This is a genomic window from Roseivivax halodurans JCM 10272, assembly GCF_000521785.1.
GTDB lineage: Bacteria > Pseudomonadota > Alphaproteobacteria > Rhodobacterales > Rhodobacteraceae > Roseivivax > Roseivivax halodurans.
This window is the reverse complement of the sequence record NZ_JALZ01000040.1, coordinates 1-24,703: the sequence shown is the minus strand read 5'-3', so window position 1 is coordinate 24,703 and position 24,703 is coordinate 1. Positions and strand designations below refer to the sequence as shown.

Annotated in this window: 22 protein-coding genes; 8 read left to right on the top strand and 14 right to left on the bottom strand. The window is 64.6% G+C overall.

The window, feature by feature from the left end:
• Window positions 1-106: 106 nt before the first annotated feature.
• The 4 genes from OCH239_RS18695 to pobA form a co-directional block, all read right to left on the bottom strand.
• The gene (locus tag OCH239_RS18695; RefSeq protein ID WP_037266145.1) at window positions 107-1,465 is read right to left on the bottom strand and encodes a TRAP transporter large permease; all 1,359 of its coding nucleotides are present in this window, start codon (window positions 1,463-1,465) and stop codon (window positions 107-109) included.
• On the bottom strand, window positions 1,462-1,968 hold the full coding sequence (locus OCH239_RS18690) for a TRAP transporter small permease (protein ID WP_037266143.1): 507 nt from the start codon (window positions 1,966-1,968) through the stop codon (window positions 1,462-1,464). Before OCH239_RS18690 ends, OCH239_RS18695 begins: the two co-directional genes overlap by 4 nt.
• On the bottom strand, window positions 1,968-3,014 hold the full coding sequence (locus tag OCH239_RS18685) for a TRAP transporter substrate-binding protein (protein WP_037266141.1): 1,047 nt from the start codon (window positions 3,012-3,014) through the stop codon (window positions 1,968-1,970). Before OCH239_RS18685 ends, OCH239_RS18690 begins: the two co-directional genes overlap by 1 nt.
• 72 nt (window positions 3,015-3,086) lie before the next feature.
• Complete coding sequence (pobA, locus tag OCH239_RS18680; RefSeq protein WP_037266139.1) at window positions 3,087-4,271, bottom strand: 4-hydroxybenzoate 3-monooxygenase; 1,185 nt, start codon at window positions 4,269-4,271, stop codon at window positions 3,087-3,089.
• Between the two features lie 44 nt (window positions 4,272-4,315).
• On the opposite strand from pobA, the gene OCH239_RS18675 reads away from it, so the two are divergent.
• Window positions 4,316-5,194 (top strand): helix-turn-helix domain-containing protein, encoded by an 879-nt coding sequence (locus tag OCH239_RS18675; RefSeq protein ID WP_341871954.1) that lies wholly within the window; start codon window positions 4,316-4,318, stop codon window positions 5,192-5,194.
• A gap of 90 nt (window positions 5,195-5,284) precedes the next feature.
• Here OCH239_RS18675 and OCH239_RS18670 read toward each other — a convergent pair whose 3' ends face one another.
• Genes OCH239_RS18670 through OCH239_RS18655 form a run of 4 tightly spaced genes read right to left on the bottom strand, consistent with a single transcriptional unit; the run spans window position 5,285 to window position 8,944 of the window.
• Window positions 5,285-5,995, bottom strand: coding sequence for an arylmalonate decarboxylase (locus OCH239_RS18670; protein ID WP_037266134.1), 711 nt, complete (start codon window positions 5,993-5,995; stop codon window positions 5,285-5,287).
• Entirely contained in the window at window positions 5,992-7,473 is a 1,482-nt protein-coding gene (locus OCH239_RS18665; protein ID WP_037266132.1) for a tripartite tricarboxylate transporter permease, read from the bottom strand. The genes OCH239_RS18670 and OCH239_RS18665 overlap by 4 nt, the downstream gene beginning before the upstream one ends.
• A 9-nt stretch (window positions 7,474-7,482) precedes the next feature.
• Window positions 7,483-7,950, bottom strand: a complete 468-nt coding sequence (locus OCH239_RS18660; RefSeq protein ID WP_037266130.1) for a tripartite tricarboxylate transporter TctB family protein — start codon at window positions 7,948-7,950, stop codon at window positions 7,483-7,485.
• 43 nt (window positions 7,951-7,993) lie between these two features.
• Window positions 7,994-8,944 carry a tripartite tricarboxylate transporter substrate binding protein gene (locus OCH239_RS18655; protein ID WP_037266129.1) on the bottom strand — a complete coding sequence of 317 codons (951 nt, stop codon included), beginning with the start codon at window positions 8,942-8,944 and terminating at the stop codon, window positions 7,994-7,996.
• Window positions 8,945-9,073: 129 nt separating this feature from the next.
• Between OCH239_RS18655 and OCH239_RS18650 the strand changes: the two genes are divergently transcribed.
• Genes OCH239_RS18650 through OCH239_RS18640 form a run of 3 tightly spaced genes read left to right on the top strand, consistent with a single transcriptional unit; the run spans window position 9,074 to window position 11,929 of the window.
• Window positions 9,074-10,231, top strand: a complete 1,158-nt coding sequence (locus OCH239_RS18650) for a mandelate racemase/muconate lactonizing enzyme family protein (RefSeq protein ID WP_037266127.1) — start codon at window positions 9,074-9,076, stop codon at window positions 10,229-10,231.
• Window positions 10,231-11,361 carry an alpha-hydroxy acid oxidase gene (locus tag OCH239_RS18645; RefSeq protein ID WP_037266125.1) on the top strand — a complete coding sequence of 377 codons (1,131 nt, stop codon included), beginning with the start codon at window positions 10,231-10,233 and terminating at the stop codon, window positions 11,359-11,361. The genes OCH239_RS18650 and OCH239_RS18645 overlap by 1 nt, the downstream gene beginning before the upstream one ends.
• Before the next feature lie 37 nt (window positions 11,362-11,398).
• Entirely contained in the window at window positions 11,399-11,929 is a 531-nt protein-coding gene (locus OCH239_RS18640; protein ID WP_051489608.1) for a MarR family winged helix-turn-helix transcriptional regulator, read from the top strand.
• A gap of 105 nt (window positions 11,930-12,034) precedes the next feature.
• Here the strand turns inward: OCH239_RS18640 and OCH239_RS18635 are convergent, their stop codons facing one another.
• The gene (locus OCH239_RS18635; RefSeq protein ID WP_037266122.1) at window positions 12,035-13,483 is read right to left on the bottom strand and encodes an aldehyde dehydrogenase; all 1,449 of its coding nucleotides are present in this window, start codon (window positions 13,481-13,483) and stop codon (window positions 12,035-12,037) included.
• Window positions 13,484-13,518: 35 nt separating this feature from the next.
• Entirely contained in the window at window positions 13,519-15,237 is a 1,719-nt protein-coding gene (locus tag OCH239_RS18630; protein ID WP_244430402.1) for a thiamine pyrophosphate-requiring protein, read from the bottom strand.
• A gap of 90 nt (window positions 15,238-15,327) precedes the next feature.
• Here OCH239_RS18630 and OCH239_RS18625 point away from each other — a divergent pair, with 90 nt between their 5' ends.
• The 3 genes from OCH239_RS18625 (at window position 15,328) to OCH239_RS18615 (ending at window position 18,994) form a co-directional block, all read left to right on the top strand.
• Window positions 15,328-16,065, top strand: coding sequence for an IclR family transcriptional regulator (locus OCH239_RS18625; protein ID WP_037266119.1), 738 nt, complete (start codon window positions 15,328-15,330; stop codon window positions 16,063-16,065).
• Window positions 16,066-16,900: 835 nt separating this feature from the next.
• Complete coding sequence (locus OCH239_RS18620; protein ID WP_037266116.1) at window positions 16,901-17,788, top strand: tyrosine-type recombinase/integrase; 888 nt, start codon at window positions 16,901-16,903, stop codon at window positions 17,786-17,788.
• A 12-nt stretch (window positions 17,789-17,800) separates the two neighbouring features.
• Window positions 17,801-18,994, top strand: coding sequence for an IS91 family transposase (locus OCH239_RS18615; RefSeq protein WP_037266114.1), 1,194 nt, complete (start codon window positions 17,801-17,803; stop codon window positions 18,992-18,994).
• Between the two features lie 503 nt (window positions 18,995-19,497).
• Here the strand turns inward: OCH239_RS18615 and OCH239_RS18610 are convergent.
• A complete protein-coding gene (locus OCH239_RS18610) occupies window positions 19,498-20,106 on the bottom strand; it encodes a class I SAM-dependent DNA methyltransferase (protein WP_037266112.1) in 609 nt (202 codons plus the stop codon).
• A 246-nt stretch (window positions 20,107-20,352) separates the two neighbouring features.
• Here OCH239_RS18610 and OCH239_RS18605 point away from each other — a divergent pair, with 246 nt between their 5' ends.
• Window positions 20,353-20,985: a tyrosine-type recombinase/integrase gene (locus OCH239_RS18605; RefSeq protein WP_037266110.1), complete on the top strand. Its 633-nt coding sequence runs from the start codon at window positions 20,353-20,355 to the stop codon at window positions 20,983-20,985.
• Between the two features lie 461 nt (window positions 20,986-21,446).
• On the opposite strand, the gene OCH239_RS18600 is transcribed toward OCH239_RS18605, so the two are convergent.
• The 3 genes from OCH239_RS18600 to OCH239_RS18590 form a co-directional block, all read right to left on the bottom strand.
• Window positions 21,447-22,724 (bottom strand): capsular biosynthesis protein, encoded by a 1,278-nt coding sequence (locus OCH239_RS18600; RefSeq protein ID WP_037266108.1) that lies wholly within the window; start codon window positions 22,722-22,724, stop codon window positions 21,447-21,449.
• Window positions 22,721-24,187, bottom strand: coding sequence for a GumC domain-containing protein (locus tag OCH239_RS18595; protein ID WP_037266106.1), 1,467 nt, complete (start codon window positions 24,185-24,187; stop codon window positions 22,721-22,723). The genes OCH239_RS18600 and OCH239_RS18595 overlap by 4 nt, the downstream gene beginning before the upstream one ends.
• Window positions 24,188-24,364: 177 nt before the next feature.
• Window positions 24,365-24,703: response regulator transcription factor (locus OCH239_RS18590; RefSeq protein ID WP_037266104.1), on the bottom strand; the 339-nt coding region annotated here is incomplete at its 5' end.

Below are 24,703 nucleotides of genomic sequence, written 5' to 3'. Positions count from 1 at the left end.
AACGAGGTCCTCGCGACCGAAGGTCTGCGGGAGAGCTAGTGACGGACGCCGGACAGGGTGCGCGAAGAGGAAGGGCCTTCCTCTTCGCGCGGCAGAGCCGTCCCGGTCAGCCCCCGATCACCGATGGCAGCCATAACGTCAGGGCCGGGAACAGCAGCAGCAGCCCCACGCGGATGAGCTCCGTGACGAAGAAGGGCAGAACGCCCTTGAAGGTTTCGATCATCGGAATGTCCCGGGCGAGCGCCGAGATGATAAAGACGTTCATCCCTACCGGCGGCGTGATCAGCCCGAGCTCGACCACGATGAGCGCGAGGATGCCGAACCAGACCTTCAGATCGTCCGTGCTCATGCCGTAGGCCGAGGTCTCCGCCGTGGCCATTGCGCCGCCATTGATCTCGACCAGCATCGGCCAGAAGAAGGGGATGACCAGCAGGATCATCGACAGCGAATCCATCAGGCAGCCGAGCAGGATCAACGCCAGCAGGAGCAGCATCATCACCAGCATCGGGGCCATGCCCGACTCCGCGATCCAGCTCGCCGCCTGCTGCGGCAGACCGATGCGCGACATGAAGATCTTCATGAGCTCCGCGCCCAGCAGGATCAGATAGATCATGCCCGAGGTGCGGGCCGTGTTCTTCAGCGCCTCGGTCATCGTGGAGAGCCGCAACTCGCCGCGCGCGAGCGCGTAGATCGCCACGAGGAACACGCCCACCGCCGCGGCCGGCGTCGGGTTGAAGTAGCCGGCGTAGATGCCGCCGAGAACGATCCCGAAGATCACCATCACCGGGATCAGGCCGAGCGTCGCCTGCACGAAATCCGCGCGCGTCGCGGCGCCGCCCGGCGGGCCTGCGTCGGGCTTGATCAGCACCACGATGGCGATGGTCAGGATGAAGAGGATCACCGCGAGGATACCGGGGATCAGCGCCGCCGCGAACATGGTGACGATGTTGGCTTCGACGATCACCGCGTAGACGATCAGCACGACCGAGGGCGGGATCAGGATGCCGAGCACGCCGCCCGCGGCGAGCGCCCCGGTCGCGAGCGAGCCGTCGTAATTATAGCGCCGGAGCTCCGGCAGGGCGACCTTGCCCATGGTCGAGGCGGTGGCGAGCGAGGAGCCGCAGACCGCGCCGAACCCCGCGCAGCCGGCGATTGCAGCCATGGCGGTGCCACCGCGCATCCAGCCGAGCCAGGCGTTCGCGCCGCGGAAGAGCGCCTGGCTGAGGCCCGCGACGATGGCGAGCTCGCCCATCAGGATGAACATCGGGACGACCGAGAGGTCGTAGATCGAGAACTGCCCGTAGGCGAGCGTCTTGAGTTGGCTGAGCAGCAGCTGCGGGCCGTTGACGAGCGCGATCCCCACCCCGCCGACGAGGATCATGGAATAGGCGATGGGAATGCGGATCGCGATCAGCAGCACGAGCGCGACGAGGGCGATGATACCGAGCGTGACGGGATCGGTCATCGGCGGGCCTCGCCCGCGTTCTCGGCGAGGCTGATGATCGAGGCGGCGATGAGCAGCGCCAGCGACACCAGGATCGGCACGAAGGCCCACCAGACCGGCACCTGCAGGATGGTGGTCATGTAATTGTAGGTCTTCTGGTCGAGCATGCCGAGATACATCCGCCACAGGAGGATCGCGGCGAAGGCCATGGCGATCAGCGCCGCGAGCGCGCGGAGCGCGGCGACCCGCCGCTCCGGCAGGCCGGAGGTGAAGATGTCGGCGGTCACGTTGGCGTCCATCAGCTGGCAATAGGGCAGGAAGGCGAAGACGGCGATCGCGATGCCCATCTCGGTCAGCTCGAAATCGCCGGGAAATGTGGTGCCGACGATGCCGCCCGCGACCGACAGGACATTGATCACGACGATGCCGAGCAGCACGACGCCGCCCAGAAGCGCCCAGGCCGTGACGGCCTGGGCGACCGCAGCGGCGGCGCCGCTGCGGGTCTGCGCTTCGTCGAAGGCCATCAGCTGCCGGACCCGGACGCGTTCTCGCCGATCAGACGGCGCGCTTCCTCGACCATGGCTTCGCCATCGATGCCCTGTCCGGAGACATCGTCGATCCAGCGCTGCACCACCGGCTCGAGGCTCTCCTGGAAGGCCGCGGTCTCTTCCTCGGTGAGGGTGATGTGCTCGTTGCCGGCGTCCACCGCGACCTGGATCCCGCGCTCGTCGATGTCGCGCCAGATCTGCCCGACCTCGGCCAGCCAGTCACGGTCCGAGGCGTCGCGGAAGGCCGTCTGGACGTCCTCCGGCAGGCTGTCCCAGCGGGCCTTGTTCATGGACACCTGGAACGTGGTGGTGCCGAAACGGGTCTTGTCGTGGCCCTCGATCTGGTACTGGGTCTGGTCCTGGATCTTGAGCGCCGGAATGATCTCCCACGGAATGAGCGCGCCGTCGACGACCTTCTTGGATAGCGCCTGCGGCAGGTCCGGAACCGGCATCGAGATCGGCGTCGCGCCCAACTGCTCGATCACCCAGGCCCCGGTGCGGGTCGGGATCCGCAAGCTGAGCCCTTCGGCGTCGGCGGGGCTGCGCACCTCGGTCTCCACGGTCTGGATCCCCTGCCCGGCATGGACGTGCAGGAACATCGGCTCGACGCCCTTGTAATCCTCCGCGAGATACTCGTCGTACATGTCGGCGAGCGCGAGGTTCGCTGCGGCGGGGTCGTTCTCGTAGACGAAGGGCAGCTCTATCACTTCGGTCCGCGGGAAGAGGCCGGGGGTATAGCCGTTCACCGTCCAGATCAGGTCCACGACGCCGTCGCGGGCCTGGTTGATGAGTTCGGGCGGCCGACCTCCGAGCGTCATCGACGGGTAGATCTCGATCTTCACCGAGCCGCCGGAATTCTCCTCGACCTGCCTCGCCCAGGGCTCGAGCATGTCGGTTTGCGCCGGCGCGTTCGCGCCGAGGAAATGGTGCAGCTTGAAGACATGCTCCTGCGCCGATGCGCCGGAGCTTGCGGCAAGGACCGAGACCGCGGTTGCAAGTATTCCTGTCAGCTTGAGTTTCATTCTTCCTCCTCCTTCATGAATGGCAACCTTGCGAGACACTTCCCTCCGACCCGCGGTCGCAAGCTCGTGGGGTTACGACGGCCGCCCGTAGAAGGGTAGTCCGACATAGTTTTCCGCAAGGCTGGTCTGCGCCGCGCGCGATTCCTCCAGATAGGCGAGGTCCGCTTCCTGCATGCGCTGGTCGAACGGGCTCTGTTCCGGAAAGCGATGGAGCATCGTCGTCAGCTGCCAGGAAAAGCGCTCTGACTTCCAGACGCGCTCGAGGGCGGTTTCCGAGTACGTCTCCACGCCGTGATCATCGCCATCGAGGTAGAATGCGCGCAGGGCATCGTTCAGGTAGCGAACGTCTCCGAGTGCGAGGTTCAGCCCCTTCGCCCCTGTCGGCGGCACGATGTGCGCCGCGTCGCCCACGAGGAAGAGCCGCCCCCAGCGCATCGGCTCGGCCACGAAGGAGCGAAGCGGTGCAATGGATTTCTCGATCGACGGGCCGGTCACGATGCTGTCGGCAGCGCTCTCGGGGATACGCCGACGCAGCTCGTCCCAGAAGCGCGCGTCGCTCCACGCCTCCAGGTCATCGTCGACGGGGGCCTGCACGTAATATCGACTGAGGTTCTGGTTGCGCATGGAGCAGAGCGCGAAGCCGCGCTCGTGGTTGGCGTAGATGAGCTCCTCGCTCACCGGCGGCGTCTCGCTCAGGATCCCGAGCCAGCCGAAGGGATATACCCGCTCGAACTCCTGCCGGACGTTCTCGGGGATCGTCTTGCGGCTGGGCCCGTGGAAGCCGTCGCAGCCGGCGATGAAGTCGCAATCGACACGATGCTCGCGGCCGTCCTTGGTGAAGGTGACGTACGGCTTTTCGCTGTCGACATCGTGCAGCGCGACGCCCTCGGCCTCGTCGATGACCACGCCGTCCATGGCATCCCGCTCTTTGTAGAGCTCGGCAGTCACTTCCGTCTGCCCGAACACCATGACCTTCTTGCCGACGAGGTCGTCGAAATCGATGCGAAAGCCCCGGTTCCGCACCGACAGGTACGTCCCGGTATGCGGCAGGCCCTCGCGAAACATCCGATCGCCGATGCCGGCCTCGTCGAGCAGCTCTACCGAGCCCCACTCGAGAACTCCGGCCCGGATCCGGCTGAGAACATACGCGCGCGAGCGCCGCTCGAGAACCACCGTGTCGATCCCGGCGCGGTGCAGCAATTGACTGAGGAGCAGGCCGGACGGCCCGCCGCCGATAATGCAGACTTGGGTGCGCATGTTTTAGTTTCCTCCGAGCCTGATCGTAGGCAAGTTGCCCCGGCATTGAATGGAGCGAGACGATCATCACCGGGACGAATCGAACATCTCAGCAGGGAATAAGGTCGTTCGCCCTCTACGGCGAAGACGCCCGGTTTCCCGACGTCCTACATTGCGAGACGATTCGAGACCGAGCCGAGCAGAACGAATGGGTGATACGGACGCACCGGCACCCGCTGCTGCATCAGTTCCTGCTCGTTCAGGAAGGATGCTTCTCGATGTGGCTCGACGATACGCGCCATGACGTCTCGAACGCTGTCCTGTTGAACATTCCGAAGGACCATGTCCACGGGTTCCGCTTCCAGCACGGAATGCACGGATACGTCCTGTCACTTCCCGCAGAAGAGCTGCCGGGGATTTGCCACAACGACGATACGGTTCTGAAGCGCCTCGCCTCTCCCGCCGTGGCCCCGGCCACGGATGCGCTGGCTTCCGTTTTCCGCCGGCTTCACGACTGGCACAAATCGAGCAGCCCCGTCCGGATAGCGATGCTTCGGGCATTGGGATGCGAAATAGCCTGCCTTGCCGCCGACCAGTTGCTGCACAGGGACGTCGACGGAGTTTCCGGACGACAAAATCTGATGATCGAGGCGTTCGAGGCGCTTGTTGCCGACAACCTGCGGAAGCGATGGCGGGTCGGTGACTATGCTTCCGCTCTTGGCATCTCCTCGGCGCACCTCTCGCGCCTCTGCCGACGGTATTCGGGCGTTTCAGCTTCGGAATGGATCGACCGGGCCGTGATGATGGAAGCCTGCCGCGAACTCGCCTATACGATCAAGCCGGTTCAACAGATTGCCTACGATCTCGGCTATGACGACCCATCGCATTTCTCCCGGGTGTTTCGCCGCGTGTTGAGGAAATCGCCAAGCGAATATCGCGGCTGATCGGTCTGTCTCGACCCCCCGTTACCTCATCGACGTCAAGCGATGCGGCTACGTGCCTTTCCCCGGGCTTCTCTGACATTCGTTCGAGGGTCAGTGCGGCGGGGGCGCCGTGAAGACTTTGGACGCCGCTTCCGCGCGATCCGGCGAAAGGAGCCCAACTGCGCCCCAGAGGCCTGCCTCGGCGCTGCTCACCACGGGTTTCCGGAGATCGCGCCGAAGCCGCGGAGATGTCTCCGCCATGCGCAGTCCGCCACAGGAAATCAGAATGCCGTCGCAGACGGGCGCCTCTTCGTGAAGTTGATGCACTTCCAAAATCATGGTTGCTGCCGTCACGTCTGCCACAACGTCAATCGCCTCGATGTTTAGGGAACGGAGTGTCATCACCTGAAGCCCCCATTCCCCGAGATAGGTCCTCAGCATGTCGTTCACGGGAGCGCGGTAGGCCGTCTGAACGGCGATCCGCCGTGTGCCGAGTTCAAGAAGCCCCCTGGCAACCGCCGATGCCATCGTATCGACGGGTAGATCCGTTGCGTCCTCGAGCCTCCCGATGAGCTCCTGCTCGAAGGTTCTGCCCCTGAAGAAGCTGAGTGATGTGCCCATCACCGAAATAGCCTTTGCGCCCGACCTCCGCAGATCCCGGGCAAGGTCAATCGTTCGGTCCACGACACCGGCATAACCGTCTTCCGACATCGTGCGGAGGCCAAGCCCCCGCGCCTCAAAGTGAATGTCGGGATACATCCAGCTCGCCTCGGGAGGCACTTCGCCAGCCGCCGGCGGAACGATCAGCCCGATGTGCTTCATGAGAGTTGCCCCTGCCGCCGCGACCGAACCTCGCCCCAGAGAGCGGCACCGACCGAAACCGCCGCGATGCCGAGGAACAGAGCAGGTGCCGGTCGCGTCAGAAGCGGCAGGAAACTCCCCCCGTAGAGGACGAGACCCGAACGCAGACTTTCCTCCGCCATCGGGGTCAGCACGTAGGCGATAATGAAAGGTCCGGTCGGGATGCGCGCCCGGTTCATCAGGAAACCGATCGCGGCAAAGGCCACCATCACGCCCACGTCGAAATAGCGGTTCGAGACCGAGAAGGCGCCGATAACGCAGAACACGACAATCGGCGGCAGGAGCCAGGCCTTGTTGACGTACATCAGCCGAGCGAGAAGCGGGGTCGCGAGCAGCATGATCACCAGCATCGCGACATTCGACGCGAGCGCTCCGCCGATCACGGTATAGGCGATCTCCGGGTTGTGGGCGAAGAGCAGCGGGCCGGGGTTCAGGTTGTGGATCACCATCGCTCCAAGCAGCACGGCGGTAATGACCGAGCCGGGAATGCCGAGCGTGATCAACGGCACGAGCGATCCGACGGTCCCCGCGTTGTTTGCCGTTTCGGCTGCGATGATGCCTTCTTCGGCACCTTCCCCGAAACGTTCGGGGTGCTTCGAGACGGCCTTCTCGAGGGAGTAGGCCGCGATGGATGCTGTCGTTCCGCCAACTCCTGGAAGAATCCCGATCCAGGTTCCGGTCAGGCCGGAGCGAACGAAACTCCACGCGTAAGCGAGAAGGTCGCGCCCGCGGATCGAAACACCTCCCGCACGGGACGGCGTTCGGTCCCTCGTGATGGGTGTCGGATCACCAGAGTCCTCGAGGAGCTGACTGAGGACGAGCGCCCCGAGGATGACAGGCAGGAGCGTCAGTCCGTTGTCGAGCGCATGCCACCCGAATGTCATCCGAAGCTCCCCGGAAACCGGGTCGACGCCGGGGAGCGAAACCAGTGCGCCGAATGCCGCGGAGAGGAGCCCGCTGACGAGGCTGCCTCGCGAGACGGCGGCGATCAGGCTCAGGGCGACAACCGTCATCGCAAATATCTCGTAGGGGCCGAAGCGGACGGCGATCTTCGAGAGCGGCGGCGAGAGAAGTGCCAGGACAATCCAGGCCAGAGTGCCCCCGACGAACGATGCGAGAATTCCAAGGCCAAGCGCGCGCCCCGGCTCTCCCCTCGCCGCCATCGGATATCCGTCGAGCGTCGTCATGATCGCCGATTCCGTGCCCGGCATGCGCATCAGCGTGGCGCTGATCAGTCCCCCGGTCGTCGCACCGATATACATCGAGACGAGGAGAAGCAGTGCGTCGGGGCCGTCCATGAAATACGTCATGGGAAGCGCAAGCGAGATGATCATCGCGCCCGACAGGCCCGGGATCGACCCGATGAAAATTCCCGATGCCGTCCCGATCAGGACCCAGAGAAGCCCGTTTGTGAAGACGTGCTGGAACGCTTCGACCATGGATGTCGCTCACAGATTTAGGAAGAAGAACCGGGTGAATATCCCGAAGACGGCAATGGCGAGCAGCACCGAGACAACCGCCATTCCGATCAGTCGCATGGGACGCTTCTCGAGGGCGAGCAGCGCAAAAAAGGCAAAACAGAAGAACCCCGTCGCCACCACGAAGTGAAAGAGCTGGAAGACGAGGGCGGCGACATAGAGCACGATAAGGCCGAACGCCGCTGCTATGCGCCAGAGCGCACCGCCCGGGCCTTTCCCGCTTTCGTCCGCCGGCGCTGCGAGCAGCCCGGCCGCCTTCACAAGCGCCAGTCCAAGGGTCAGCCCGCCAAGCACGGTCGGGAAGGCCCCCGCACCCAGCGGTTCCCATTGGGAGGCCGGCGTGGTGAGGCCGATGTACAGCCCCATCGCGCCGGCACCCACCACGAGGAGAAGGAAAGCCAACTCCGCTTCACGGCCGCGTATCGTCGAGCGCAGCATGACCCTCCTCCCGTTCTAAAGATCAGTTGGCGCGGACCGTTCCTTAATCCTGCGACGTGCCGCGCACCACGTCCGCGATATCCACGAAGGACTGGTACTCCTCGTCGATCTTCTGCTGCAGCTCATCGCCGCGGAGAATGGCCAACGTCTCGCCCGAGGCGTCGATCTGCTCCTGCACCTCTTCGGTGTTCAGTGCGGCCTCGATCGCGTCGGCGAGGGTGGCGACGACGTCCTCGGGTGTGCCCTCGGGCGCCCAGTAGCGGCGCAGCAGGCAGGCCTCGACGTCGTATCCGAGTTCATGCAGCGTCGGCACGTCGGGAAGCGTCTCGAACCGGTCCGGACCGGCAATCGCAAGCGCCCGGAGATCCTCGCTTCCGCGCTCGACCCAAGGCGTCGACAGCAGGGCGAAGTCGCTGAAACCACCCTCGAGCGACGCAAAGCGAGCAGAGGTGCCACCTGTCGGCACGATGGTCCAGCGGGCGCCGATCGCTTCCATCAATTGCGCCGAAGGAAAGTGCGTGGCGCTCGCGATGGCGTCGGCCTGCTTGAGGTTCCCCTCCTTCGCTCGGGCCACAAGGTCATCGAACGTCTGCATGTCCGACTCCTTGGGCACCGCGACAAAGGTACAGGAGCTTGTGGCCTGCAGGATCGGCTCGAAATCGGCGGGCGTGTAGTCCACCCGGCCAGCGGCGGAAACCGAGAACATTTCCTGATGGATCTGGAGGATGGTGTAGCCGTCGGGCTCGGCGGTAAGCGCCTGGCGCGTGCCGATGGTACCGGCCGCCCCGTCAGCATTCACGACGACGAGCGGCTGGGAAAGCAGATCGTGCTTGTCGATGGCTGCCTGCACGGCGCGGGCGAGCGAGTCGGTTCCGCCACCGGCGCCGAAAGGCACGATCAACCGTACGGGCTTTTCCGGGAAATCGGCGTAGGCCGGCGCAGAAGCGGCTGCCAGCAGAGCGGCGGTAGTGAGAATCCGGGTGATCGGACGCATGGTGTTCCTCCCTTTTTTCGAAGCGGACGTGGCGCCCGCTTGCCTCCGGGGTCGAAGCTCTCTCCAATTGCTCTTGCTGTCAACAGTTTCTTGTGCCACCAAATTGGCGAGAAAAAGGAGGAGCCGATAATGGACCTGACAATTACGGACGTGCGCGCCTACCCGGCCTATATCCCGACGGAGCTCGACGTCGGACCGGTACATGCGAAGGCGTCGCTATCGTGCGTCATTGTCGAGGTCCGGACGGCGGACGGCGTGACGGGTTACGGCTACACCGCAATCACGGACGAGGAGGTGATCGCGACGATCGTCGACACACTTCTGTCCGATAAACTGCGAGGCATGTCGGCACTCGACCGGGAAAAGATCGCCGAGGCGATCTACTGGACGGTCTCGCCGCGCGGGCAGACCGGCTACGGCAGCCATGCCGCGTCGGCCATCGATCTCGCCCTGTGGGACATTCTCGGCAAAGCGACCGGCCTTCCCTGCTGGCAGCTTCTCGGGGGCGCCCGGAGGGAGGTCCCGCTGTATGTAACCTTCGGCTTCGGCCAGTTCGATCGAGAGCAGCTGGCCGATGCCGCCAAGTACCTGGTGCAAGACGGTGTCAGCCGGTTGAAGATGGTGGTCGGCCATCACGCATTGCGTCGCCAGTCCGAAGGCGAGAACCTTGCCGACATTCTTGCCGAAGACGTGGCCCGGGTGACAGCAGTGCGCGAGGCAATAGGCGACGACGCTTCGATCTTCGTCGACGCCAACTGCAATCTCGATCCGGCCTCCGCACTCTGGCTGGCCGAACGTCTCCGCCCCGTGGGCATCGACTTTTTCGAGGAGCCGGTTCGGGGCAACGACGTGCGCCAGATGGCCGAGATCCGCTCGCGTGGCACTCGCGTCGCGGCCGGCCAGAACGAAGGTCAGCTCTTCCGCTTCCGCGATTTGATCGAGGGCGGCGCAGTCGACGTGATCCAGCCGAACGCGGTGATCTGCGGCGGCTTCACCGTGGCGCAGAAGGTCGCGGCCCTGGCCGAAGCCCACCAGGTCACGCTTGCGAACGGTGGTGCGTTTCCCTTTCACAACATGCATCTGCATGGAGGCCTCATGAACGGAGGCCTCGTCGAGTGGCACCTGATCTCGGTCGAGATGGGTAACGCGGTCTTCCGCAATCTGCCGGAGCGCAATGGTCAGACACTGAGACTGCCCGATCAACCGGGCCTCGGGTTCGACGTGGATCAGGATGCGCTAGAGCATTTTGCAGCCGGCCCGCACTCCAGGGGACGGGGCAAAGGCTGATGGCTGGCGTCATTTCCGCCGACGATCTGCGCCGCCGCGCACGACGCAAGCTGCCACGTTTCGCCTTCGATTACATCGATGGTGGCGCGGGCACTGAGGCCGGGCTCGCACGGAACCGGGCAGCGTGGTTAGGGGAGACGCTCCAGCCGAAGGTTCTGGTGAACAGCGATCGCGCATTGCCCACCGAGCGTTCGTTCCTCGGCCGACGATGGGCGATGCCGATCGGCATACCTCCCATTGGTCTGGCGGGACTGGCGTGGCCCGAAGTCGACCTCATTCTGGCAAGCGCCGCCGAGGCCGCGGGAATACCCTACGTTGCATCGACGCCCGCGACAGTGTCGCTGGAACGTCTGAAGTCCGCGGCCCCGACGTCTGGCTGGTTCCAGCTTTACGTCGGTAAATCCGAAGAGATCACCGACGACCTGATCAGGCGCGCGCGCGACGCAGGCTACGAGACGCTCGTCGTGACGGCGGACGTGCCGCGCCCCGGGATAAGGCTCCGCGACGTGCGCAACGGCTTCTCGTTGCCCCTCAAAGCCACGCCCCGTATGGCCGCGGACCTGGCGCTGCACCCCGCCTGGGCCATTCGCACGTTCAGGGCTGGCGCGCCCCGCTTCGCCAACCTCGAGCGCTATGCTGCGCCCGGAACAGGGGCCCAGTCGCTGGCAAAACTGATGGCAGGACAAAGCTCGGGCCGGCTCGACTGGACGCTCTTCCGGCGCATCCGCGAGCAATGGCCGGGACGGCTGATCCTCAAGGGCGTCACCTCGGCGCCCGATGCGGCACAGGCGGCCGATCTCGGCGCTGACGCCATCTGGGTTTCGAACCATGGGGGCCGACAACTCGATTCCGCCCCCGCGACGCGGGACGCCTTGCCTGCCATCCGCAAAGCTGTCCCCGAAGACTTTCCGCTGGCCGTCGATGGCGGGCTCCGGGGCGGAGAGGACGTGCTCAAGGCTCTCGTGGCCGGCGCCGACTTCGCGTTTGTCGGCCGCCCGTTCCTGTATTCCGTCGCGGCCCTCGGAGCCGAGGGGCCGACGCGGTACATCGAGACCCTGGCGGCGCAGCTCGACAACGCGATGGCCCAGATCGGGTGGACGGATCTGGACCGATCGCCCCGTGACGTTTAGCAGCCGAAAGGGACCGAAGCGAAAAGGGATAGCCCGCATGACCGGAAGACGGCACGAAGGGCAGGCAGATGCCCGCGAGAACGGCTCACTGGTCTTCGGACTGCTCGACGAGTTCGCCGGCCACCATCTGCGCCTTGCCTACGAGGCTTCCTTCGAGGACTTCGCGCGGCGGCTTGGCGCGGATCAACTCAAGCCCGGCTATTTCAGCATGATGTCGATGATCAGGAATAATCCGGGCATTCGCCAAAGCGAGCTCGGGCTCAGCATCGGCCGCGACAAGTCCAGCGTCGCGAAGGCGCTCCGGCAGCTGGAAGACATGGACCTGATCCGGCGCGAGCGGGTCGAGGAAGACCGACGGAACTACGCAAGCTACCTGACCGAAAAGGGCCGCACGACATTCGCCCGGATGGAAGTGCAGGCGCGCGAGCACATGGCGCATCTCGACCGGTTGATCGGCGCCGAACGGCGGGCTGTCTTCTTTGACGTGCTTCACGATCTGATCGAAGGATGTGCCGAAGACAACGTGGTGGCGTATCGGACGGAAAGCGACGGAGACGCTTCCGCTTGAAGCGATCGGATCAGCGGCGCGCGCGATGCCGTCGAGGCGCTTGCCCCCTGGTCACCGCGTAGCGAACAGCCGATCTCCGGAGGAGGCCGGCTGCCCGGCTAAAGATTAGAACGGATAGTGCTGGCCCGGTTGCTCGACCGTGATCCAGCGCGTTTCGGTGAATGCATCCACGCCAGCCGTGCCGCCGAAGCGCCCATAGCCACTGTCCATGACACCGCCGAAGGGCATCTGCGCCTCGTCGGACACCGTTGGCCCGTTGATATGGCAAATTCCGGACTGAAGCCGGTCCGCCACGTCGAGAGCACGGTTGATGTCACTGCCGAAGACCGCTGCCGACAGGCCGTAGGCGGTGTCGTTGGCGAGCTCGACGGCGTGCTCCGTGTCGCGCGCCCTGACGACGCAGACCACCGGGCCGAAGCTTTCCTCGGAGAAGAGCGGCATCGCCTGGGTCACGCGGTCGACAATCGTGGCGGGCATGATCGTGCTGTCCTTCCGCACGCCGCCTGTCGTGACGCGGGCGCCCATGTCCTCAGCCGAGGAGATCAGGCCTTCGACCCGCTCGATCGTGTCGTAGTCGACCACCGACCCGAGAACGACGTTCTCCGTCGGGTTGCCCACCGGGAGCGCCGCCGCCTTGGCGGTGAATTTCTCGACGAACTCGTCGGCGACCTTCTCGTCGACGATAATTCGCTCGGTCGACATGCAGATCTGGCCCTGGTTCATGAAGGCCCCGAAAGCGGCGGCGTTGACCGCCCCGTCGATATCGGCGTCATCGAGCACAACCAGCGGTGCCTTGCCCCCAAGCTCCAGCAGGCACGGCTTGAGGTGCCGCCCGGCGATCTCGGCGATGATCCTGCCGACGCGGGTCGAGCCCGTGAAGTTGATGCGCCGCGTCTTGGGGTGTGAGATCAGGGCCTCGACCACGCCGGGAGCGCTCTCGGCGGAGTGAGTTATGACGTTCAGCACGCCATTCGGGACCCCGGCACGGCGGAATGCCTCGCCGATGAGCATGTGCACGCGCGGACATTTCTCGCTGGCTTTCAGAACGACGGTGTTGCCGCAGGCAATGGGCATGGCGACCGCACGCACGCCGAGGATGACTGCCGCATTCCAGGGTGCCATGCCGACCAGCACGCCGACCGGCCTCTTGACGGCCATGGCCAGCGTGCCGGGCTTGTCGGACGGGATCACCTCGCCCCTGATTTGGGTGGTCATCGCCGCTGCCTCGCGCAGGACCTTCGCCCCGAACATCACGTTGAACCCAGCCCAGGGTGCCGTGCAGCCGACCTCGGCAACGTAGGCCTCGGTGAATTCTCCCGCCATGGCCTCGAGGGTGTCGGCCACCTTGTTGAGAAGCGCGCGCCGCTCCGACGGGGGCGTCTTCGACCATGCCGGAAAGGCGTTGTCGGCTGCCGCCACCGCGCGTCCGACATCGAACTCCTGCGCGGCGGGCGCGGTCGTCGCGACTTCCCGCGTCACCGGATTGATGCGGTCGAACGTTGCGTTGGCCGAAGCGGGTTCATCCGCGCCGTCGATCATCAGACTGATATTCATGTTCTGTCCTCCCAGAAAATCACTGTCGGAGCGGTTCAGTCCCGCCCGATGGTTACCTCGATCAGGGCGAGGCCCTTGTTCGCCCGGGTCCGGGCGAGCGCCTCGGACAGCGCCTGCTCGAATTCGCCCGGGCGCGCGACCTTACGCGCCCAGGCCCGGCTCGACTGAGCCACGCCGACGAAATCCGGCGATGGAGCCAGCCCTGTCAGAGGGATCTCGTTTCCGCGTGCCGCATAACCCGTGGGATACATTCCCTCGACTGACTCGCGCACCGCTCCCCATTCGCTGTTGTTGAGCACGATGACGACAATCGAGAGGCCCATCGCCTCGGCGATCTGGTGGCAGACGACGGGGTTCGCGAACATGTAGGATCCATCCCCCATGGTCGCGACCACCGTCCTCCCCGGCTCCGCCATCTTGAATCCGAGGGCGGCCGGGAAGCCCCAGCCGAGCCCTCCCGAATGCGGCCCGTCGAACCAAGCCTTGTCATGGGTCAGCGTCATCGACGGCAGCCTGCACCCCAGCTCGGAGAATACGGCGGCATCGCTCCCCGAGAGTGCGTCGGAGAGCGCATGGCTGACCCAGCGCTTCGTCAAGGCCGGACGTTTTCTATCCTCTCTGGCCAGACGCTCGCGCGAGGTACGCTCCGCAAGATTGGCCTCCGCGACCCTGGCGGCGCGCGCCTCGTTCCGGGCGAGCCGGCCCGTCAGGCGTCTGTCCATTGCCTCCTTGAGAGCGAGGATCGAGGGCGAGACATCCCCGACAAGCGAAATGTCGGAGCGGAAGTTCCTCACGCCCGAGCGCGCCTGCAACGGGTCGGGTCCAAGATGGATCACCTGCGCCTCGGGCTTCGGTTCGGCTTGCGCGGGCGACCACGGGGCGAGGCTGTCGATCACGAGGATCGCGTCGGCCTTCTCGAGAAGCGGCTTCGGATCCGGCCCTGCTGCCATCGGGTGATCCGTCGCCATGGCCAGCTGTACGGCCCAGTACTGGCAGACCGGGATCCCCCACTCCGCCGCGAGCTCGCTGAGCGTACCGAACCCCAGCGCATCGCCCGCGCCCCGTTGGGCGAAGATGACCGGGTGTTCGGCGTCGACCAGAAGCTGGGCCGCGCGCTCGAGATCGTCCCGCGACGGGGCGGCCGTCGCGGGGTGCATCTGGGGCCGGGTGTCCGTTGCTGGGATCTTCTCGCAAAGCACCTCGCGGGGAAGGCAAATGTAGACGGGCCCTTTCGGACCGGACATCGCGATCCCGTGAGCGCGATCGATCACGTCGGTCACCTGCTCGGGGAAGCGAAGCTCGTAATCCCACTTGCATGCCTCGCGGACGAGCGCCGTCTGGTCCAACATTTCCTGGCCCCAGCCGATCGGCACCGTCCGAGCGCCGAAACGCCCCTTCTCGACGGTGGGCGTGCGCCCGCTCATCAGTATCATGGGGATCTGTTCGCAGGCTGCGTTGATTGCCCCCATCGACGCGTTCGCGAGGCCGACATTGGTGTGGACCATGACCGCCTGCGCGCGGCCGCTGGCCAGGTAGTAGCCATGCGCCATGCCCAGTGCGGCGCTCTCGTGCGGGATCGTCACGAAGCGCGGCAGCGGCAATCCACGCGCACGCGCCTCGGCGATCCCTTCGATGACGGGCGGGAAATCCGTTCCCGAGTTGGCGAAGACGGCGTCGACCCCGACTTCGGAGAGCCGTGACAGGATCTCGGCACCCGCAGACACCGAGCGATCATGTACCGGTTTCATCTCCATTTCGCCTTCCTCCTCCAGGAAATATCTTTATTTGAGATATAAATCTCATTATGTACCACTGAGCACATGCGGTCAACACGGAGGGCGGACATGTCGACCCAACTCAACGGGTCCCTGCTCAAGGGGTTCGAGATCCTGCGCCTCTTCTCGCCGGAGCGGCCGGAGATCACGGCAAACATCGTTCAATCCGAGCTCGGCCTGAACGGGGCGACCGCTCACCGCTTCCTTGCCACCCTCGAAGAGACCGGTGCGATCGTTCCGGTACGCCGCGGCAGGTACCGTCTCGGTTACGCCTTGTCCGATCTCGGCCGATTGGCATCCGAAACGAACCCGGTCCTTCCGACGATGCGACCGCTCATGGAGGCGCTGACGGCGAGCCTGTCCGAGTCTGTGATGCTGTGCCGCCTCGGGCGGACGGGCCCGACCTGCCTGATCGTGGTGGAGGCGGATCGCCCCATCACCGTAGGCATCAAGGTCGGAACGTCGCTGGACCTGCTCGCATCCGCACAAGGTCGGATCTGGCTGGCCGATCTGGAGCGGTCGCAACGACAGACCGTCGTGGCAAACTCTATGGCATCCGGCGGGAGCGATACACTTGAAGCGCTTCACGACACATTGGCAGCCATCCGCGACGACGGCATCGCGGTGAACCGAGGCGACGTCGAACCCGACATCGCGGCAGTCGCCGTCCCGGTGCGGACGCGAACAGGGCGACTTGCATATACGCTGTCGGTCTTCGGACCATTAAGCAGGTTTTCCGATACCTTCGTAACGCGCGCAGCAACCGAGCTGAAGGATACTGCCGCCAGGATTGGTCGCCTCTTGTAACTCTTCAGGCGGACGATGTTCCCTGTCGCGGTGTCGCTCGCCGTGGACCTCGCGCGTGGAGGCAGGCCGATCTGGTCAGTCACGCCGCGGAGCAGGCTGCCTATGACATCATCGCGGCCGGGAGCAAACGTTTCCAACGTCAGGTAGCGACCACGCTGAACGGTCCATTGCTCGGACCGCTGCATGAGGATCCCGCCGGTCCGGCAGAGCTGGAGGCGACCTACCGGTCGCAGGTGGCACGGCTGGAGGATCTGCTGACGGGCAGCGACCAGATGGAGGCGACGAATGCGATGCTGCGCGATCTTCTGGGCGAGGTGTGTCTCTGGGGGACCCGGACGCGCGGGACGGGATGCGGATCGAGCTCAGCGGCGATCTGGCCGGTATTCTGGCATTGGGGGAAGCGGAGACGACAAAGCCCCCGCGACTGGCGAGGGCCGGGTCGGAAACGATGGTTGCGGGAGCTCGAATTGGACACTGTTTTATCCCAGCGAACATTGGCGGCTTAACTTTAGGTTTGCCCTGACACGCACCAACACTACGCCCCTGGGTCTCCAGCCTCCTTGGCGCAAAGTCGCAAAACAGCCTACTTAGCGCACGATGGAGGTAAGCGAACCATCGCTGAACTCGGCGCGAACGACCGCATTGCGCAGAAGCGGACTTTGCAAACTCTCACATCGTCCAGCCTGTGGACCGACGCGAACGGCCCATGGACGAAGCCGCTCCGCGGCATTGGCGCTTATTGCTGCGTCGGGCAGTGATCTGATCGTCGTGCATTTGGGAATGGGCAGACCTGCCTGACGATTGGGACCTCTCAATCGACAGACAGGGGGTTCCCATGACGGAGGAGAGAACGACCCCGCTGCGTGAGCGGATGATCGAGGACATGCGTATCCGCGGTATGGGCGACAAGGCCCAGAAGGCCCACATCCGGGCGATCAAGGATTTCGCCAAGTTCCTCGGACGATCCCCGGACACGGCCACGCCGGAGGATCTTCGGGCCTACCAGCTCCACATGACAGACACCGGGGTGACACCGTCGACGTTCAACGTGCGGATCGTCGCGCTGCGGTTCTTCTTCGGCATGACCTGCGGGCGGGAGGAGATGAAGCGCTACATGCAGTTCCGGACCCAGCCGCGGAAGCTTCCGATCGTCTTCAGCGTCGAAGAGGTGTCCGACATCCTGATGGCGGCGCCCGGGCCGGGCCTGAAGTATCGCGCCGCGCTCAGCATTTCCTACGGTGCGGGCCTCAGGGCAGCCGAGGTCTGCAACCTCAAGATCGGCGATATCGACAGCGACCGGATGCTGATCCACGTCGAGCAGGGCAAGGGGCGGAAGGACCGCAAAGTCATGCTGTCTCCGGGCCTGCTCGGGCTCCTCCGTGACTACTGGCGCGAGGCACGACCCGAGGGCTGGCTGTTCCCCGGCAAGCCAAAGATCAGCCCTATCTCGCCGCGCCAGTTGAACCGGGCATTCACGTCGGCCAAGAGGATGGCCGGGGTCAAAAAGGCCGCCACCCTTCATACCCTTCGACACAGCTTCGCCACCCACCTGCTCGAGGCCAACACCGACGTGCGGGTGATCCAGGTTCTGCTCGGCCATGCCAAGCTGACGACGACGGCGCAATATACCCATGTCGCCACCAAGACGATCCGCGACACGGTCAGCCCCTACGAGATGTTAGCGAAGTTGCAGGACCAGACCGTGAAGCGAAGCCTGGAGTGACCGGGTGCCGGGGTGCCCCGGCCCAGGCTGGAGATCGCTGATGTTTTTCGACGGTTCGGCCCTGCATGGCGGCGGGCCAATGCCGGGCATATCAGCCTGAGCCAGCTCAAGGTGATGTCGGCAATCGAAGCCTGCCGAACGGAGGCGCTCGGCGGGCATGTGGCGGCCTGCACCAAATGCGGCCACAGCCACATCGGCTACAATTCCTGCAAGAACCGGCACTGTCCGAAGTGCCAGGGCCCGGCCGCGCGGGACTGGATGGCGGCACGCGCCGAAGACCTGCTGCCCGTCGAGTATTTCCACGTGGTCTTCACCCTCCCGGCGGAGATTGCGCAAATCGCCTTCTGGAACAAGAAGGCCGTCTACGGCCTGTTGTTCCGGGCATCCGCTGAAACGGTGATGACCATCGCGGCCGATCCCAAACGTCTTGGTGCCCGGATCGGCATGACCAGCGTGCTGCACACCTGGGGGTCAGCGCTGACGCATCACCCGCATATCCACATGATCGTGCCCGGCGGGGGCCTGTCACCGGGCGGCACCCGCTGGGTCGCCTGCAAACCAGGGTTCTTCCTGCACGTGCGGGTGTTGTCGCGCCTCTTCCGGCGCCTGTTCCTCGACGGGCTGCTGGCTCTCCATCGTGCCGGTGACTTGGCCTTCTACGGTGAACTGGAACGGCTGGCACAGGCGAATGCCTTTGCCGCCTGGCTCGCGCCGTTCCGCAAGGTCGAGTGGGTCGTTTACGCCAAACCGCCCTTCGGCGGCCCCAAGGCCGTGCTCGCCTACCTCGGTCAATACACCCACCGCGTGGCCATCTCGAACCACCGCCTGGTCAGCGCAGACGCTGAGACTGTCTCGTTCCGCTGGAAGGACTACCGCGTCAAGTCCGGCAATCGGCAGAAGGTCATGCGGCTGGCCACGCACGAGTTCATCCGCCGGTTCCTGATGCACGTCCTGCCCGATGGCTTCCACCGCATCCGACACTACGGCCTGCTGGCCGGCGCCACCCGCAAGGCGGCCATCGCCCGCATCCGCGACCTGCTCGGGCAGCGGCAACCCGAACCGGAAGCGCGGGAAACGACGGAGCCTGCCCTGCATACCCTGCGCGAGCCGTGCCCCTGTTGCGGTGCCCCGATGCGCATCGTCGAGATCTTCCGACGTGGCCAGAAGCCGCTGTCGCGCGCACCGCCACGGGAGCAGGCCGCATGACGAACCGCCCGTCACTGTCGAGAACACCACCCGGGAGCACTTGCTCATTCCGGACCGCCCAGGGCTTGCCTCAAGCCGTGGACTGCCCGCGAGCCACCGATCCAATTCGACGCCTGCTCCCGCCCGTCAGCATTCGTGGGGGTCAGGGCGCTTCTGGAGGCCGCCAATTTCCTTCGAGCTATGGGGCAATCCCCACCGTCGTTGGAGGCCTCAGCGCACTTTCCCCATAGACAGAGCCTGGCCACCGCGGCTTCCACCTTGGGAGGATTTCCAACGCGGGCCGCCCGAGCGCCGTGCGGGATCGTCACACCCCGGCCCGCATCGGAAATCCTTCACCTCTCCGGACATTCACCGGGTAGGCTATCGCGGCAACGCAGCTTCCCCAAACCAGCCATCCAAGGTATCTTGCAGCGTAATCTGGCAATCCATCAAGGCCCCCTGTGCGGACGGAGCTGACCTTTGCTAAGATGCTCGCGCCCATCTGGGAAGATCGTACGGCAAGGTCAGGAAGCCAGACGACGCGCAAGCCAGACGCTATGCCCGGTGCAGGCGGGGTCCTCTGCAACGAAGGCCACGACATCGAAGCCGTTCTCATTGAGGAGCCGGCGATATTCATCTGGGTCCAGGCTCGCGTGGTAGAGCGGCTCTCTCTCGAGAGTGCCAATCGCTTCGCCGAAAGCGGGACCACTGGTGAATAACAACGGGGCCTCCGTTGCGGCATGGCGGCGAAAGACAGGGAACATCAAACGCTGATCTTCAGGGGTCAAATGAAAGAAGCTGTCCCAGGCAATCAGTCCGCCGAATGTCAGGCCGAGGTTCAGCGAGCGCATATCGGCCAGTTCAGTCGTCTCGCTTGGAAGATTTGCCCCGAATAGAGCAATCATCTCCGGCGATGCATCCACGCCGGTCACGGAATGGCCGTGGCTGCACACGTGTCGGGCAATCGGCTCGCCAGATCCGCATCCGATATCAAGTACAGAAGCACCCGGGCGCACCATGCGGATGAACCGATCGAGCCAAACGCCCTCCGTCAGCTTGGTGCCGCGCGCCTTAGCCCAAGCGGCGCCATGCCGCCGATATATGCCAATTATGCTGTCCGCGGATTCGGTCATCGTGTCTAAGCCTGTCAGCCGGCTTCTCGTCGGAAACGTCCCGGAGCCCCTGCCCGCTGTACACTCTGTGGGAAGCCTCGTCTCGCTCTATCGACGCTATCCGTCTGCTGAGGGCTCGAAGCCGTCTTGCGGCTGCGCCGCAGGCTCGGTGCGTCGTGACGTCACCGCAGCGCGGAGGGTTTGATATGTTTGGCCGTCGGCATGATGCTGAAGACGTGGCGGGCGTGGTGGATCGGAGGAACCGTTATGCCCACTACAAACCTGCCAGCCATCCGCGCCTGCCGTCCCGCTTGGAACAAGGGCCGCATCATCGGCCAGAAACGTCCGCTCGAACCGAAACATGTGTGGGCGATCCGGGTCCGCCTCGAGATCGCTCAGCGGTTTCGCGAACTGGCACTCTTCAATCTCGCCATCGACAGCAAGTTGCGCGGATGCGACCTGGTGAAGCTGAAGGTCGCTGACGTCTACGCGGCCGGACAGGTCAAGCACCGCTCTTCGATCGTCCAGAGCAAGACCCAGAGGCCGGTCAGCTTCGAGATCACCGAGGGGACGCGAAGAGCCATCGCGACTTGGCTCGAGGCTCCGCTGATGATCGGGTCCGAGCATCTCTGGCCCGGTCGCTTTCACGAACGCCGGCATATTTCGACAAGGCAGTACGCACGCCTCGTGCGGGACTGGGTGACATCTATCGGTCTCGAGCCGAGCACTTACGGTACCCACTCCATGCGGCGGACCAAGGTGGCGCAGATATATCGCAAAACTGGCAATCTCCGCGCAGTGCAGCTCCTGCTCGGCCATACGAAGATGGATAGCACGGTGCGCTATCTCGGCGTCGAGCTTGAAGATGCACTCGCCATCGCGGAGGCGGTGGAGCTCTAAGAAGGTGGGCCGGTCGGTAGCGGCCGGCCCTAACTTGCCGTTAGCCACAACCGTTATCGCTGCAGCCCAGTCACCAAAACGGACATCCATGCGCTGTGCAGCATCCTGCAACAGCCCGGGTTAGGCAGTGTGGACATAAACGAGCCTCGCTGCGATCTCCGTGAACTTCCGTTCTATGCGATACAATAAACCTGAGCGTTTGAGATTGCCGATCGTTTCCGCGACCACCAACTGACACCTGACCCCGCCGTACACTTGCTACAGGATCGACGCGCGTCAGGAGATCGTAAAGAGCGGGATTGACGACGAAGCGGCGTAGGCACTTGGTCGCATAAGCTCCCGAAAGCTTGAGGCCAAGCGCAACCTTAGCCTCAGTGAGCTCAGCCCGAACGGTCGCGTGACCCCACACGGAGCATCATCTCAGACTTCGGACGGCTCAAAAACCTACTCAAATACGGTCCCTATGCAGACGCAGGGCGTTCCGAGTGGAGTTCAGCGGCGTGTATGCCCAAGGTCACCAAGCCCGGCCATAACATGTAGGCCTCGATCTCGAGGTTCTCTCCGAAACTGAGCAGCACAATCGTCATAACGATCGACAACGGCAGCGCGCCGCGTGGCCCGCGCGCGGCGTCGATGAGCGCCAGCAATGTTTGCCAAGCAAGCGGTACGAGCAATGCCATAAATCCGACGAGGCCTTTCACGAACAAGAGCCCCCACCAAGTGTGGTGACTGCCAATCGGCATGTACTCGACGACATGCGCGCCCGGCTGGACGGTGCCGTGGCCGAACCAGTAGGCCTCATTCTCCCACCGCTCCCCGGCGATGCGCTGCAATGTCTCGCGCACACGCGTCGAGTCGGCGCGCGCGCCTTTGAACGCACCGATTCCGTCCTTTACAGCCTGCGCCAGCGCGGTGCCCACGACGGCTAGAGAGGCGGCAGCCGCTGCCATCGCTTGCCACGCCCAGCCTCGGAGGATCAGCGGCATGAGCCGCGGACCGGTGGTGCAGGCAACAAGGCCGACCAGGCCCATCCGGGACTTTGACAGCAGGATCATCGTGACCCCGGCAGCGATGCCGATAGATCTCCAGCGAATAGATTTCTCTTCGAGCGCGAAGCAGACCTGGAGCACCCCGAGCAGGGCCGCGAAAGGCGACCATGGCGCGTAGAATTGCCACCGTGGCGTCCAGCTTCCTGGGTCCCAGGTGAAGAAAAAGACGGAGAAATACTCCGGCCCGGGGCCCCCGATGACCTTGAGCGGCGAGGTGAAGACTTTTTCTGGCAGGCCGATGTAGGGCGCGGCGAAGAGAATCGGCGTCAGTACCAGCGTCCAGAGGCCGACGATGCATTGCCCGCGCACCAAGATCTCGCGCCGGATGGGGAGCACGGCGCCAGCAAGAGGGAAGAGCGCGAGAAGCGCCCACCCCTTGGCCCAGCCCACGGATGACTTAATCGTCTGCTTGAGACCGAGGTCCCAGCCCACGTGGCCCGCCCACAGCGCGACTAACATCACGAACATTCCGGCGAACCAGCACCACACCACGGGTGGCACCGGACCGCGGGCGCGCAGATCGTCGCGGATCGCGGGTCCGAGATAGAGCGACAGGACCGCGAGCGCGCCGAGTAGCCAGGCAAGCACCGGTCCCACGACGTAGAGGGCGCCGACGAAGTAGAACGGCCAGGTCCAGCACAGAGACTTGAAGACCAAAGCTTCGGCCGGGTTCTGGGCGAGGACGGTCATTCCGCGGCGACCATTACGGGTGCCGAGGAGACATCCGGGGTACTGTTTACAAGCCGTTCGATCAGCGGACGGCGCAGCCAACCGAGCATCAGGCCCATGAGGAAGAACATCGTTGCGGCAACACCTGCGGCGAGCGCGAGCTTGCGCTTCGGCGAGGAGGGCTCGGTCGGCAGGGACGGGTCCTCGAGAACCTGCACCATCGGGTAAGAGGCGAAGAGGTCGGTCTTGGTGCTCTGGCTTCGGGCCATCGCGGATGCGAAGACAGCCTCGGCGACCTCGAAATCACGGCTGAGATCTTCCAGACGCGCCGCAGGCTCGATGAGCGCGATACGGCGCTCCTCCGCGGCGGCGAGGCGCGCCGACATCGCTGCATGCTCGGCGGCAAGGCCCGATCGTTCTGCCTCGAGGGTGACGAGTTGGGAAAGCAGCCCGGCGCGCGAGCCGACATGGCTCAGATCGAGCGAGGCGAGCTCGTCGCCCGACAGGTCGGTCAGCTGCGCCGCACGCGCCGCCGCTTCGGAAGCGGTCGCAGCATATGCTGCGCGGGCGGAGCGGACCTCAGGATGATTATCGCCGAATTGACCGCGCGCCTGACTGAGCAGCGCTGCGTGGTCTGACATTGCGGTCGCAAGAGCGGCGAATTCGGTATCGGCGTGGAGGCGAAGGGCTGCAGCAGCGAGCCGAGGCGTCGTTCCGAGAGAGGACTGCAATGCTGAGACGCCTTCGGTCTTCTCCTCGAGTGTCGCGGTCAGGTCCGACATGCGCTCGCGCAGAACGTCGGTTTCGGCCACGAGGGTGTCGAACTGCTCGGCCGAGATGAGCCCGGTCTCGCGCTGAAGGCGCGAGATCTCCTCCCGGGTGGCGAGGACTGATTGGCGGTAATCTTCGATCGCTTCACCCGCACCGGTCTCTCGGATAGAAGCCTCGTCGGCCCGTAGCGCTTCGATCTCCGAGAAGAATGCCGCGAGCAGGACCTCACCGCGCGCCTGCGCATCTTCGGGCGAGTTTCCGACCATGCTGACGTGGATGAGCCCCGTCTGATCCACAAGTTCGATCCGCGGCTCACCGAAATCGCGCGGATGCATGTCCATGGAAGCGGCCGCCGCTCCCACAATCCGCTGGGCAGCAAGAAGACGTTTGTAGGTCTCGGTCGGGCTAACTGAAGAATTGGAGTAAGGGGAGTTCGCCGACGACGATGCTTGCCCTATCCGGTCGAGGTTCACCGACGCCGATGCCCCCGCCCCCGGCAGGATCAACGAAAGCCCCGACGTGAAGCGGAGCGGTGCGGTCTTTAGATAGCTCGTGATCGGCGCCCAGATACACACTGCCCCGAGAGCGAATATCCCCGCATAGCGGGGGATACGTCCGAAATCGGCGACCCGTCCGCCTCGAAAGACGCGGATAGCCCAGAGTTGGCGCATCGGCAGACGGATCAGGCGGGGAACGGCGATCTTGCGGGACATCGTGGCGGGTCTCCTGACACTCGCCCGCTGTCTACCCGTCCGCATTCCTTCCATGTTCCACGAGGCGGGATAGACGCCGCTATCGATCGGCACCGCGTATATCCCCCCGGATAGGACAACACGAAAAAAGCCCGCCACGAGGGCGGGCCTGCGTTTCTATCCGAACAGATCGCGGCGTCAGAAGAGCCCCGCCTCCTTGGCGATCATCGCCGCCTGGGTACGGTTGCCGGCGCCGATCTTGCGGTAGAGCGTCTTGACGTGGAGCTTCACAGTCGGCTCGCGGATGTCGAGATCGCGGGCGATCTCCTTGTTCGACTTGCCGTGGGTCAGACCCTCGAGAACCTCGAGCTCCCGGCGCGAGAGCTGCTGCGCGAGCGGGTGGTCGTTCTCCTCCGCGGCCTGCGCGCGCATGAAGTCGAGCGGTGCGTATTGCTCGCCCATCGCCATGAAGCGCACGGCGTTAACGAGGCTCTTGGCCGAGAGCGTCTTGGGCAGGAAGCCGGCGGCCCCGGCGGC